We start from the raw sequence: 13,765 nt of genomic DNA, 5'->3' as shown, positions 1-13,765 counted from the left end.
ATCTAAATTTTAGTTGTTATATAATTTGTCTATTCTTCAATATTAATCCACCTTACGTTTAAAGAACCAACGTTCATTAAATGTAATGCCGATACTGAATCTCAAAATATTTTCATTCAGCATGCCTGCCTGCAAGCCTTCCACGCGCACATATTGTGCCGTAACACTGACAATCGAACGTGAACGGGGAACAGGCAAACCAAAGCCGGCCGTTACACCATATTCACGAGAAGCTCTTTCACCGGCTTCCGTTTTATAATAAGGAGTCGTATAATACCCTCCCAAACGATATTTTACATGTCCGAAATAGTTTCTTCCTATTTTTGAAGGAATATACTCCGCACCCACAGAAATCTTCGTACGGTCACAAAAAGCATTCGGTTGATTCATGTACGTTACATCTCCCCATTTCTGCAGACTATAGTCAACACCTACAGTCAGCCGGTCGTCGTATTTATAAGTAACACCTGCCCCGAAGCAATTCGGTGTACCAAATGTCGCTATCGTATCTTTTACGGTAATTACGCTCGTATTTGTCTGCACATAAGTATCATTATTCAAATTGTGCTTCGGGGTAAACACCGCTCCCAGCGTTACAGAATGTTTCTTCCCAATCGGCTGAGTATACTGTATACCAAAATCCAGTTTATAATCACGCACTGACATACCGGTAGTTTCTACATACGAATTCGACACCGTCTGTCCGTAAATATCCGTGTAAGAAGGATAAACCATACCCAATGTCCGTGTGATATCTCCCCAAAAATAAGAGACATTCGCACCGATAGACAGGTTATTCAAAACCTTCACACCCAATCCGACATATAATTGATGCAAACCGCCGTCACCAAGCAATTGTTTTGTATAAGCAGGGCTGGTAGATGTTTCCGAATACGATTGCGACACATTGTATCCCACATTCGAAAAAGGTAACAACCCGATACTCATCGCCACTCTTCTATGCAGACGGAACTGCATGGCAATATAATCAAAGCTGGAATTCTTTACATTCAGCTTTACCGAACCGTCACTTATGTTAGAATTCTGCAAACTCGCCCCACCTTCAAACAAGAATGTCAGCGAATCGATAGCTGTATATGAAGCAGGATTCAACGGATTAATCTGTGAGCCGTCTCGCAATCCAAAAGCAATCCCTCCCATTGCTTTGCTGTTTCCAAAATTCTGATTGACTAAATCGCCATAGCCATATCGTGTATAGGGAGAGTTTGTATTATTTTGAGCGACTGTCACCCCTGCAAAAGCCATGAGCAAAAGCGCACAAAGTGTCTGTTTAAATCCTACCATTATTATAGTTTAAAATTCTATTTAATCCTTTCAACACTAAAAATCTATCTGCAAAGATGACACTTTTTACGTTCGTATCAAAAGAAAAATCATCTCCACCCGTTAAAAAAACCAAAAGTTCAGGATATTTATGTTTCATAGCCGTAATATAACCTGATATTTCATACTCGATTCCTTTCTTCACACCGGCACGTATGGCAGTCTCCGTATCCTTTCCCAAATCCAAAGAACGTCCTTGAGGGTCAACCAGTGGCAGGCGTCCGGTAAATTGATGTAACGCTTTGAAGCGCATCTGCAGCCCCGGTGAAATATTTCCACCATGATATTGTCCTTCAGAATCAATAAATTCATAGGTTATACAGGTACCGGCATCGATCACCAATATATTTCTATCCGGAAATTGTTCATGGGCAGACACCACAGCCGCCATCCGGTCATACCCCAAAGTATCAGGAGTTTCGTACAAATTGATTACCGGTAAAGGAGTATCTTTATCCAGCCAGAGCAAAGGTATAGGAAGTTTACGCAAACGCTCGGAAACACATTCATTCAGATCGATAACAGTGGCTACAATTCCCTGTTCAACCGGATGCTCAATGCAAATATTCTCCAGGCAATCCAATGACTGATTAGAATCATAAATTACATTCACCATCGCCTCCCCATCAAAAAGGGCTACTTTGGCTATCGTATTTCCTATATCGACAATTAAATTCACTATACTTATCGTTTTTGAGCGTGCAAAGATAGGCATAAAAATTAAAGCATGTAGCACACTTATACAAAAAACTCCCGGGAAGTTCTTTCACCAAACTTCCGGGAGTCTCCTTAAATCAATTACATTTTCTTATTTTAGAATGTCATTGCCTGACCACCTATTACGCCTGCAATAGCACTTGCCACTGCAATAACCACTTTCAAAATTGTATTCCAAACCGTTTTCTTCATATTTCCGTTCTTTTTAATAATTAAGGGGCAAAAGAATCAAGTTCTGCGCAGCCACCTTTTACCCCTCAACTTTCAATTTTCAACTCTCAACTAAATAAGGCTTTCAGCTAAATTAAGCTGCCGGATCTTCTCCTTCTCCGTCTCCCCCGGCATTGCTATCCACCACTTTTCCTATCAAGTCGGCATGGGCAAAAGTCATTCCCTGTGTCAATGCACGAGTAGTGCCCACTGCTATCGGACGGAAATATTCGGGAGTAAACCGGCAATGTACCGAGGTGATCTGATTCGGATTCACCTTTTCTTCCGTATCCACCCCTTTTCCTCTCGACCGTATTCCCATGGTAAAAGTTCCCAATCCTTCCAGACGTACAGAATGGCTATTCAACAGATGCACACGCATCACCGAGAGCAGGTTTCGCACCACATTCTGCACATCACCCGGCGTCAGTGAAGCCTTCTCTGCAATCCCTTCCGCCATCGTTTGTGTATTAATCACTTTTTTCATTTTCACCAAAGCCGGATGCCATGTTTTCACCCCCTCCTTATTTGCTTTTGCAGCTTGTATTCCCTTGTAAAATAAAGGCATAGTTACCTCCTGTTTTTAATGTTACCAATCGTTTTTTTCATTCACTTGTTTTGTTGATCAACGATACAAAGGTGAAGTTTTATTTTCAGTGCACCAAGCAAAAAAATGCCTCCGAAGTAATTAGCAACGGAGGAATTTTACAATTATTTATATATCAGCATTTTACTTTCACAGATTTTCATCTGCTTTTACTTTCCAACCATCTATATTTCTCGTCTTCGAACTAAAATTAACCCCTATTACGATCAATTGCCTTGGATCTTTTCGGAAAGGAACGGCATATCTTTCTTCTATCTGCTTCAAAGCCTCATCGGCCGTACCATCAAATTTAAACTCCATCACATAAACATACTTATCCGTTTTCAATATCATATCGATACGACCATTGGAAGTATGGTATTCCGCCTGAACATAAAAGCCGAGTAATTTATAGATGATAAAAAGAACATTCTGATAATGCAACTCCAAATCGCGTACAAGCTCATAAGGAGTATCGGCAAAGAAACTTTGCAAGCGACAGAGAAAAGCATCATAATCGCCGTGCTCTATTTCATAAACAAAACGGGATATATGAAATATGGATTTCCCTTCGTCCATATTGACATAAAAAGGAAGCAGATACTTTATAAAACCCTCTTCCACTTCGCGATTGGGAAATCCCAAACGGTACAGATCGAAGCGTGCGTCATATCCCTTGATAGTCAGATAACCGCTCTGATAGATCACCGGCAGAGGATTTCTTGAAGCAGAATCAATGCTGTTCAACATATCGGAAGTGGCTTCATCATGTGCCAAACGCTGCAAGTCATAATGATCACGTTGCAAGAGTTTCACCAGATAAGAAGGAGTACCTGTCTCGAACCAATAACTGCCGAACGACATCTTATAAAATGTATTGAGCAGACTAAAAGGATTGTATATCCCCACGGAGTTGTAAGTGAAATGATAACCATCATAACGTTCCTTTAACTCCTGACACGTCTGTTCATATGTCATCCCTTGAGATTCGGAAAGTTCATACAGATCAGGCTCCAGATCACGGTGAATTTCTGATTCCGTGATGCCACATAGTTCCACGTATCTCCTGTCCATAGAGATATCATTCAGATTATTCAAGTCACTGAACACGCTGACCTTGCCAAACTTCGTGACACCCGTCAAAAGAGCAAAACGGATATAGCCATCCAAACTTTTCAGCACCCCGTAAAAAGGTTTCAATGCATTGCGATATTTCTCCTGCAAGTCCTCGTTACCAATAGTTTGCAACATCGGTTTATCATATTCATCCACCAAAACAACCACCCGCTGTCCTGTCTTCTCAAATGCTTTTTGAATCACCCAATAAAAGCGTTCTTCCGGTGCACGGTCTGCATAAGGGGAATCATATTCTTGCTCCCACTTTTCCAGATGCTTGTTCAACTCTTGCAACAAAGATTCTTCTTTGTCGTATTTCCGGGCATTAAGATCCAAATGCAAAACAGGGTATTTCGTCCAATCTTTCTCCAATTGCTCTATAGCCAAGCCCTGAAACAACTCCTTCTTTCCTTGAAAATAGGCTTCCAAAGTAGAAATAAGCAGACTCTTCCCAAAGCGACGGGGACGGCTCAGAAAATAATATCGACCGGTATTAGCTAATTCATAGACAAGTTTCGTCTTATCAATATAAAAATACCGATCTTTTCTTAAACTTTCAAAGTTCTGTATGCCGATAGGATAAAGCTTAGCCATAACACTTATTCAATTAACGTTTCACTCACAAATATACAGGATTAGTCCCATTTTAATAGCGGATATGACAAAAATAAATTTCCTGTATAAATGGAATACAAATATGATTTTTGAGATCTTTAAAATCAAAGATAGCCAAACTCCTCCATAAAACGGAGAAATTTGGCTATTGATAGCTACATTTGAGATGAAAAGAATGCAGCATCATTATTTTAAAAAGGATACATCCAAATAAAGGCCCTCCTTTAATTTAATAAACCACGCCAGGCCTTATAAAGGAGGGCTACACAAACAAACAATAATATTAAGCAGAATTACTATGATTCACATCAGAGTAATCCGGCATTCCTTACGTCATCTAAATCTTTATTAGTAAGGAAGAAAGCATTGAACGAATTCAATGTTTACTTTATACGGTCGTTTTCTTCTGCTTCCAAACAAAATAGGGAACGCAGAAAAATAAGAAAAGTCCTTTCAGTAAATTCAAAAAAGTACTCATCAAGAACTTATTTCTTCATACAGTTTTTAATCTCTGTAACTATATAAGCTACATCCTCATCCGTTACACAAGGACCTGCAGGGATACAAAGTCCCTTATTAAACAGTTTTTCGGAAGTACCGTCTATGTAACAGGGATTATTCTTGAATACCGGTTGCAAATGCATAGGTTTCCACAACGGCCGTGTCTCGATACCCTTAGTATCAAGAGTTACCCGCAGTTCTTCATAATCAAACCCCGTAAGTTCCTTATCGATCAGAATTGTGCACAACCAATAATTCGCATTAAAACGGCTGTCCGGATTAGACATTAAAGTAATACCTTCCATATCGGCAAAAGCCTTCTCGTACAATTCATGTACATGCCGGTGATGGGCGATATGATCATCCAGAACCGTCATCTGCCCACGACCGATACCGGCACAGATATTACTCATACGATAATTATATCCGATATGTTCGTGTTGGTAGTACGGAAATGGTTCACGAGCCTGAGTAGCATAATACATCGTCTGTTTCTTGGCAGCTTCATCCGCTACGACCAAAGCGCCTCCACCGGAAGTCGTGATCATTTTATTACCATTAAAACTCAAAGCGCCGAATGTACCGAACGTACCACATTTGCGCCCATTAAATTCCGAGCCTAAAGCCTCCGCAGCATCCTCTAATACAGGTATTTCATATTTCTCAGCTATCGCACAAATCTCATCGATCTTTGCCGGCATGCCATAAAGATGAACGGGAATGATCGCTTTGGGCTTCTTACCTGTCTTCGCTATCCGGTCTTTAATCGCTTTTTCCAAAAGAACCGGACTCATATTCCAGGTATCCTCTTCACTATCCACAAATACAGGCGTAGCGCCTAAGTAAGTAACCGGATTGGCGGAAGCACAAAAGGTAAAAGACTGACAGACCACCTCATCACCGGACTGTATCCCCAATTGGATCAATGCCAAATGGATAGCAGCCGTACCGGCAGACAAGGCCACTACTTTTTTATTATCACCTACAAAACTTTCAAGTTCTTCCTCAAAAGCATTCACATTAGGACCAAGAGGAACTACCCAGTTGGTATCAAAGGCTTCCTTTATAAAACCCTGTTCTTTACCGCTCATATGAGCGAGACAAAGATAAATTCGTTTGTCCATTGTTCTATTATTACTTAATTAGTTACAGATTCGACATTCCCATGACCAGGAAAGATTTTTGTTATATCAGCAAGAGTCAATATTATTTCTGTAGATTTTGCAGCTTCTATCCGATTACTCTTAGGAAAAGTCGTCACGACTTTTAAGCCGGGTATGTAAGAGTCTCCCGTAAACAACCAACTACCAATTTTGTAAGTCAAACAACTCCAATCATGACCAGGTGTTTTAATTATGTGTAACATAACACCAGGCCACAACTCCATTATCTGTTTATCCGACAAAATACACACATTACTTCCCGCATAAATAAACGGACAATGGTGATATCGAGAAAAATTCCATTTATCAGAATACAATCCTTCCCGGCCTTCCGGTGAAGTGAAAACTATCATATCCGGATACCTATCCAGTAATTGATTCAATCCATAAATATGGTCAAAATGAGTGTGAGTCAACAATACCCCTTTCAACTTTTTTGAATGTTCTTCAATCCATCGGATAATAACGTCCGCATCTCCTACATCCACCAACCATGCTTCATCGTGCTGAAACCGGTACAATATGTAAGAATTCGAAGCATATACCCTATTTACAATTTGCGTCACTTCCATGTCACCTGGCAGTATATCCTCCATCGACACACAAATCAATACCTGTCACCCATTTTGAAGCATCGGACAAAAGGTAAATACATGCATTAGCTACGTCTTCCGTTTCACCCAACCCAAGGAGATGCTGCTGTTCTAAAACAGCTCTTCTTTCGGGATCAGCAATATGAGGTAAATTATAATTAATAGGAGTAATAACAACTCCAGGAGAAACCGTGTTAACACGGATCTTTTTCTTTGCAAGTTCACAAGCCAGAGATCGTGTACCGGAAACTAATGCCCCCTTAGTCATCCCATATAAAGATTTTCCATTTTCACCGACCTTTCCCATTACAGAAGAAAAAAAGACAATGCTCCCCCCTTCCTTTGAGAAGTTCCCCATCTTACAAACCTCCCTTGTCAGATTATAGGCTGAGAAAACATTTGCTTGAAAGAACTCAGCCAATTTCTCAGGAGTAACCAACTTTAAAGGTAACGTGGTCGAGATTCCCGCACAATGTAATACTCCGCTAATTCTTCCAACCTGACTTACGATATTCTTAACCACCAACTCTACCGTGGCATACTCTGTCAAATCAACAGGAATAATAACATGCTTATCCGGATTATCCATTATTGATAGAGTCTCATGTAACCGTTGTTCATTACGCGCCAACAGAACTACAGTTGCCCCCATCCGGCTACAACTTACAGCACATTGTCTGCCTATACCGGAAGAAGCACCAGTCACACAAATCACCTTATTACTCAGATCAAAGGGATTCATACCTCCACGATATCACTAATTTTACAATTATTGAAGTTAATTATTGCAGTAGCCCAAGTCATACCAACCCCAAAAGCGCTCAATAATAACTTCTTATCACCATCCAATTTCCCTCTAAGCTCGCTTACAATGGTCAAAGGAACAGAAACAGATGAAGTGTTTCCGTATTTGGCTATAGTAGAAGGAATCTTAGTTGTGTCCAACTTAAGCTTTTTAGCCAGATAAGAATTAATAAAGTTATTCGCCTGATGAAAAACCATATAATCAAATTCATCCTTATCAGTTTCCGCATATGCAAGCAGTGCCTTAATATCTTTAGGAATTTCCCTTATCACAAAATTAAAGACATCCCCTCCATGCATATATCCCTGTTCCTCACTACGTATATTACCATACTCATCAACAACGCGCTCTTTCACAGTCTCTACAGAACTCATTTTTCGGTAACCTCCCGCATCAACCTTAATAAGTCCTTCACGTGATCCGTCCGAATTCAGTGAGAAATAACTTTTACCAAAACATTCACCTCTCTCTACCAATGCAGCTACCCCTCCATCGCCAAAAAGAAATGCAGTACGTCTATCTTTTGGAGAGTAAACTTTAGAGCGTGTTTCCCCATCCAAAATCAAAGCCTTACGCAATCCTTTTTGTTGCATCAAAGCGTATACCACACTCATGCCATACATAAATGCCGAGCAACCTAAATTTATATCAAACGCAATCGTAGAGTTAGACAAGTGCAACCGATCCTGCAAAATAACCGAAGTAGCCGGCATTCTATAATCAGGGGTTTGAGATATGAACACAAGCAAATCTATTTCCGATCGATCTATATTATTATCGGCAATCAACTTTTCAGCCGCAGCATAACACAAATCGGAAGAACAGGTATTCTCATCAGCAAACCGACGTTCAAATATTCCCACTTTATCCACAACCTCTTTTACCTGATCAGCCGGAAAATACTGGGTATACTCATAATTATTTATCACAGTGCGAGGTACAGCTGCCGCCAGTGCAGTAATACCTACTCCTTCATATTGCAAAAAGGCCATTATTATTTTTTTATTACAGCGTTATACAAATCTCCAATTGTCTGTAGTTTACGAAAATCAGCTTCTTCTATTTGGCAATCGTACTCCTCGTCCAGCATTGCAATAACAGACAAATAAGCTAATGAGCTCCATTCTTCATATTCCCGAAAATTATCATTCATATTTATTTCACGGTCTTCAATTTCCAAAACATCTTTGATTAATTCTATAAATTTCTCTTCCATAACGTTTATTTTATTGATTAGTTATTGTATTCTTATCATTTTCGCTGGGTTACCAAAATAACTCATGCCGTCTTTTGTTTTTCTCATAACAACGCTTCCGGTTCCTATCCTCACACTATTTCCTATTGTCAATCCTTGCAATACAGTACACCTGACTCCTAAAAAGTTAGCATTACCGACATTTGTTTCTCCGGATATTCGAACCTCCGGCTGCATCACGTTACAATCTCCGATTGTAACATCATGTCCCAATGAGACACAGCCATTCATCAGATTGAAATTTCCGATTGTGACACCGCAACTTACCCTTCCTCCGAATGTAATTACATTTCCCTGTCCGATACGAATTGACTCCTCATCAAAAAAAAGAACATTAGGTGCTATAATGTTAGGAAAATAGATACAAGGATTATGAATCCTGCCTGTGATGTTTTGCAATACAGCAGGAGAAGCAATAGCCATTACAATAGCAAGTGGTGATCCATTGTACTGATTTACAGTTTCCATATTCCCCAAAACCCTGCCATATTTATTCGCTTCTCCAACAGAATGCCCGTCATCAAAATAGCCGATAAAATTCCACGTCGGAGTAACTTGATTGATGGCATTGATGACACAAGCTATTTCCCGGCCAAATCCCCCAAATCCATAAATTGCAATATCTTTCATAATCTACTAATTCTTACCATTAAAAGGTTCCATCGTGGTCTGCCCTTCCTGAGAAATCCCCTCCCGTATGAATACCTTTTTTATTGTTTTAAAAATAATACACAGATCCAGCCATAACGAACAATGATCCACATACCACACGTCAAGTTCAAACTTCTTTGTCCAACTGATTGCATTACGCCCATTCACCTGTGCCCAGCCGGTAATACCGGGACGGACTTCATGCCTGCGCGCCTGTTCCTTCGAATAAAGCGGAAGATAACGAACCAGTAACGGCCTGGGACCAATCAATGCCATGTCGCCTTTCAAGACATTGATTAACTGAGGAAGTTCATCAACAGAAGTAGAACGAACCAATTTGCCGATTTTAGTAATTCGCTGAGAGTCCGGTAATAATTTGCCATCGGCACCCCGTTCATCGGTCATTGTTTTAAACTTAATTACTTTAAAGATTTTTTCATTTTTCCCTGGACGTTCCTGGAAAAAGAAAATTCCAGCTCCTTTGTTGGCAAAATGGAGCCAAATACTTATAATAAGTAAAAAAGGCCAAATAAGTAAAAGAACTACAAAAACAATAGTAAAGTCAATTACACGCTTAAAACAACTTTTATACATACGTCGTTTTTTTACTTTATATGAGAAATTATTTTCTGATAAGTACTATCTACTTGATAATTATCCAATAAAAATTGATAACCGCGTTCTCCCATTTTTCGAATAGTATCAGGAGTCGTAATATACTTATTTACACAAGCCGTAAAACTTTCTACATATTTACTCTCACAACAATATCCATAACCATTCTTTTCCGCAATTGTACCAATGTCCGTGTTTATATCCGTTGCGGCTATAATAGGCATTTTATATTCCAAATAAGATAGTAAACGAGAAGGATAATTGGGAATTTGAAAACGATGATCCAAAAATATCAAACCTATGTCACAAGATTGTACCAGAGCATCATAATCTTCTTTAGGAAGTCTGGGAAATAAAGATACATTATCGGTCTTGGTATTGATAAACCAATTTTCCAACTTGTGGTATTCCGTACCATTACCTACAATTAAAAAATGGCAATCATTTCTTTGGCAATTTGCATTTAAACACTGAATTAAAAAATCAATTCCCTGTGGTTTACCTAAATTCCCTCCATAAATGAATATCGGTCTGTCAATAGGAAGATCGTATTTTTTACGGATACTCTCTCTGTCAATATTAATAGGATCCTTTTTTAATTCAATACTATTAGGTGCTATCTCAACACGTTCGTGGACAAGAAAGCTGTTATGCCTCAATACAAATTCCACATTTGCAGGAGACATACAACCAATGTAATCAGCATGCTTATACAAACCAATCTCTTTCTGCCGAAAATACCAATAAATAAGGCTATTCTTCGAAAACATTCCCAAGTCCACGGCATTCTGAGGAAAAATATCTTTTAATAGAAGATAAGAGATAGCAGAAGAAGTTCCTTTTTTTAAGTTTCTGACCACATCAGTAAATGTAATCGGAGGTGTAGAATAAAGAATCAAGTCAAAATTAACATGACTAAGATACTTCTTGATAGCTCTATTAAATTGAGTCTCCAATAGAATAGTTCCTATTCCTTTTTCTATAATATTCGTCTTCTGAATATTCAGAGTTCGTACCCCCAATAAATGGATACCATCCACTTCAGATAAAGATGTAGGCAAGGCAAACTGCCGTTCATAAGGAGTCACAATATAAACATTGTGACCCTCATCACGAAACTTACGCATCAAGTCAGTATAAATACCTCTCGATTTTATTTCCTTAATCCGGCTGACAGTCAAAAAAATGATATTCATTGACTAATATTTTCTCCAAACCATTTTATTGACCACTCCCGTATAGCTCTGAATAAGTTTTACTACTTTCGTAGATACATTCTCATCCGTATAATCGGGAACCGGTAACCCATGATCACCATTGTTATTCATATCCACAGCAGTTTCCACAGCCTGAAGCAGCGACTGCCCGTCAATACCCGCCAAGACAAACACACCTTTGTCCAATGCCTCCGGACGCTCTGTGGAAGTACGGATACAAACTGCCGGAAAAGCATGGCCTACAGAAATAAAGAAAGAGCTTTCCTCAGGTAAAGTACCCGAATCTGATACAACCGCATAAGCATTCATCTGAAGACAGTTATAATCATGAAAACCCAGAGGTTCGTGTTGAATCACACGGCTATCTAATACGAAGCCACTCATTTCCAAACGTTTCCGACTACGTGGATGGCAGGAATAAAGAATAGGCATATCATATTTCTCTGCCAATTTATTTATAGCTGTAAACAAAGAAAGGAAATTCTTTTCTGTATCAATATTTTCTTCACGGTGAGCAGAGAGCAAAATATATTTACCTTTCTCAAGCCCCAAACGACTGTGAATATCCGAAGCCTCAATATCCTTCAAATTCTCATGAAGTACTTCAGCCATAGGAGAACCGGTCACATAAGTGCGTTCCTTAGCGATTCCGGACGCATTCAAATACCGTCGGGCGTGTTCCGAATAACACATATTCACATCAGAAATGATATCCACGATACGCCGATTCGTCTCCTCTGGAAGACATTCGTCAAAACAACGATTACCGGCCTCCATATGGAAGATAGGAATATGAAGACGCTTGGCACCGATTACCGAAAGACAACTATTCGTATCTCCTAATACCAAAAGTGCATCCGGACAAGTCTGAACCATCAACTTATAACTGCAATTGATTATATTGCCCACAGTCGCACCAAGGTCATCTCCTACAGCATCCATATAGACCTCCGGAGCTTGCAACTTCAAGTCGTGGAAAAAGACACCGTTCAGGTTATAATCGTAATTCTGCCCCGTATGGGCGAGGATACAATCGAAATACACACGGCATTTGTTGATCACCGCAGCAAGACGAATAATCTCAGGACGGGTACCTACAATAATCAGCAGTTTCAGTTTACCGTTCTCCTGAAACTTAATATCGGAATAATCTAATCGTATATTCATATCGGTCATTCTATTAAACTTCTTCAAAGAAAGTATCGGGACGGGCAGGATCGAAACATTCATTGCACCACATGAATGTCACAAGGTCTTCCGTATCCGAAAGGTTAATTATGTTATGGGTATAGCCGGGAATCATTTCCACAACTTCAATCTTGTCACCGTTCACCTCATAGTTCAGCACCTCATCCGTACCAATTTTACGAAGTTGGATCAGGCCGTGTCCGCTGACAACAACGAATTTTTCATTCTTCGTATGGTGCCAATGCTGACCTTTGGTAATTCCCGGTTTAGAGATATTCACAGAGAACTGCCCACGATCCGGAGTACGAATAATTTCCGTAAAACTCCCCCGAGAATCAACATTCATTTTAAGAGGATAGCTAAACTTATCCTTTGGGAAATATGACAAATAAGTGGAATAAAGCTTCTTAGTGAACGGATCACCCAGATCGGGAACTTGCAAATTACCGGACATTTCCCTAAAAGAATAAAGCAAGTCGACAATTTTCCCTAAAGTAACTGTGTGTACAATAGGGACAACGCAATAGTCTCCCTCACGATGCTCATTCCCACTCAAAGCGGCAATCAATTCATCCACCACATCATCCACATAAACCAAATGCAACATGACAGAAGGATCATTGACCTGAATCGGAAGATTATGGGCTATGTTGTTACAAAAAGTGGCAACGGCACTGTTATAATTTGGACGGCACCATTTACCAAACACATTCGGAAAACGGTAAACAAGAACACGTGCACCTGTCTCCCGTGCATAATCAAACAAAAGATTCTCACCCGCACGTTTGGATTCGCCATAAGGATTGTCCAAAGCGGCCTGAGTGGAAGAGGAGATCATTACAGGACAGGAATTATTATACTTTTTCAAGGTATCAAGTAGAGCGGAAGCAAAACCGAAATTGCCTTGCATGAATTCAGCTTGATCCTTGGGACGGTTAACACCTGCCAGATTAAAGACAAAATCCGCTCTTTTACAATAGACATCCAGTTCGCAAGGGTCGCTGTCTACATCGTACTCAAAAACCTGCATATCCGAAAATACGCCATAGTTCTTCGCCTTGCCCGATTGGATATTGTGTAATTGAGACACCAGATTACGACCGACAAAACCTTTGGCGCCGGTTACTAAAATATTCATAAAGTAATTAGTTTGAATGATATTCCGCCGTTCATAAGTAAAACGCTCAGA

General features: G+C 39.7%; 15 protein-coding genes. All 15 read right to left on the bottom strand.

Annotated elements, in window-relative coordinates:
* Positions 1 to 42: 42 nt before the first annotated feature.
* The 15 genes from bamG to RB604_RS09735 all read right to left on the bottom strand — a co-directional run bounded on the left by bamG (position 43) and on the right by RB604_RS09735 (position 13,714).
* Positions 43 to 1,305 (bottom strand): BamG family beta-barrel-assembly machinery protein, encoded by a 1,263-nt coding sequence (gene bamG / locus RB604_RS09805; protein WP_005924871.1) that lies wholly within the window; start codon positions 1,303 to 1,305, stop codon positions 43 to 45.
* Positions 1,292 to 2,023 carry a type III pantothenate kinase gene (locus RB604_RS09800; RefSeq protein ID WP_122281995.1) on the bottom strand — a complete coding sequence of 244 codons (732 nt, stop codon included), beginning with the start codon at positions 2,021 to 2,023 and terminating at the stop codon, positions 1,292 to 1,294. Before RB604_RS09800 ends, bamG begins: the two co-directional genes overlap by 14 nt.
* A gap of 134 nt (positions 2,024 to 2,157) precedes the next feature.
* Entirely contained in the window at positions 2,158 to 2,253 is a 96-nt protein-coding gene (locus RB604_RS09795) for a smalltalk protein (protein WP_005924877.1), read from the bottom strand.
* A 112-nt stretch (positions 2,254 to 2,365) separates the two neighbouring features.
* A complete protein-coding gene (locus RB604_RS09790) occupies positions 2,366 to 2,839 on the bottom strand; it encodes an HU family DNA-binding protein (RefSeq protein WP_021936537.1) in 474 nt (157 codons plus the stop codon).
* Between the two features lie 168 nt (positions 2,840 to 3,007).
* Entirely contained in the window at positions 3,008 to 4,567 is a 1,560-nt protein-coding gene (locus RB604_RS09785) for a PD-(D/E)XK nuclease domain-containing ATP-binding protein (protein ID WP_055295205.1), read from the bottom strand.
* Between the two features lie 506 nt (positions 4,568 to 5,073).
* A complete protein-coding gene (locus RB604_RS09780; protein WP_055295203.1) occupies positions 5,074 to 6,213 on the bottom strand; it encodes a DegT/DnrJ/EryC1/StrS family aminotransferase in 1,140 nt (379 codons plus the stop codon).
* 14 nt (positions 6,214 to 6,227) lie between these two features.
* Positions 6,228 to 6,848: an MBL fold metallo-hydrolase gene (locus RB604_RS09775; protein WP_005924889.1), complete on the bottom strand. Its 621-nt coding sequence runs from the start codon at positions 6,846 to 6,848 to the stop codon at positions 6,228 to 6,230.
* On the bottom strand, positions 6,826 to 7,587 hold the full coding sequence (locus RB604_RS09770) for an SDR family NAD(P)-dependent oxidoreductase (protein ID WP_055295201.1): 762 nt from the start codon (positions 7,585 to 7,587) through the stop codon (positions 6,826 to 6,828). Before RB604_RS09770 ends, RB604_RS09775 begins: the two co-directional genes overlap by 23 nt.
* Positions 7,584 to 8,642, bottom strand: a complete 1,059-nt coding sequence (locus RB604_RS09765) for a 3-oxoacyl-ACP synthase III family protein (RefSeq protein WP_007478488.1) — start codon at positions 8,640 to 8,642, stop codon at positions 7,584 to 7,586. The genes RB604_RS09770 and RB604_RS09765 overlap by 4 nt, the downstream gene beginning before the upstream one ends.
* A gap of 2 nt (positions 8,643 to 8,644) precedes the next feature.
* On the bottom strand, positions 8,645 to 8,866 hold the full coding sequence (locus RB604_RS09760; protein WP_055295199.1) for an acyl carrier protein: 222 nt from the start codon (positions 8,864 to 8,866) through the stop codon (positions 8,645 to 8,647).
* A gap of 21 nt (positions 8,867 to 8,887) precedes the next feature.
* Complete coding sequence (locus tag RB604_RS09755) at positions 8,888 to 9,535, bottom strand: acetyltransferase (RefSeq protein ID WP_055295197.1); 648 nt, start codon at positions 9,533 to 9,535, stop codon at positions 8,888 to 8,890.
* Positions 9,536 to 9,541: 6 nt separating this feature from the next.
* Positions 9,542 to 10,150, bottom strand: coding sequence for a sugar transferase (locus tag RB604_RS09750; RefSeq protein ID WP_055295195.1), 609 nt, complete (start codon positions 10,148 to 10,150; stop codon positions 9,542 to 9,544).
* Positions 10,151 to 10,161: 11 nt separating this feature from the next.
* Positions 10,162 to 11,367 (bottom strand): glycosyltransferase family 4 protein, encoded by a 1,206-nt coding sequence (locus RB604_RS09745; protein ID WP_055295193.1) that lies wholly within the window; start codon positions 11,365 to 11,367, stop codon positions 10,162 to 10,164.
* Between the two features lie 3 nt (positions 11,368 to 11,370).
* Complete coding sequence (gene wecB / locus RB604_RS09740; protein WP_055295227.1) at positions 11,371 to 12,555, bottom strand: non-hydrolyzing UDP-N-acetylglucosamine 2-epimerase; 1,185 nt, start codon at positions 12,553 to 12,555, stop codon at positions 11,371 to 11,373.
* Positions 12,556 to 12,568: 13 nt separating this feature from the next.
* Complete coding sequence (locus tag RB604_RS09735) at positions 12,569 to 13,714, bottom strand: capsular polysaccharide biosynthesis protein CapF (protein WP_055295191.1); 1,146 nt, start codon at positions 13,712 to 13,714, stop codon at positions 12,569 to 12,571.
* Positions 13,715 to 13,765: the final 51 nt, after the last annotated feature.

This window comes from Bacteroides salyersiae, assembly GCF_031172035.1.
Lineage (GTDB): Bacteria > Bacteroidota > Bacteroidia > Bacteroidales > Bacteroidaceae > Bacteroides > Bacteroides salyersiae.
This window is presented reverse-complemented; position numbering and strand designations above follow the sequence as displayed.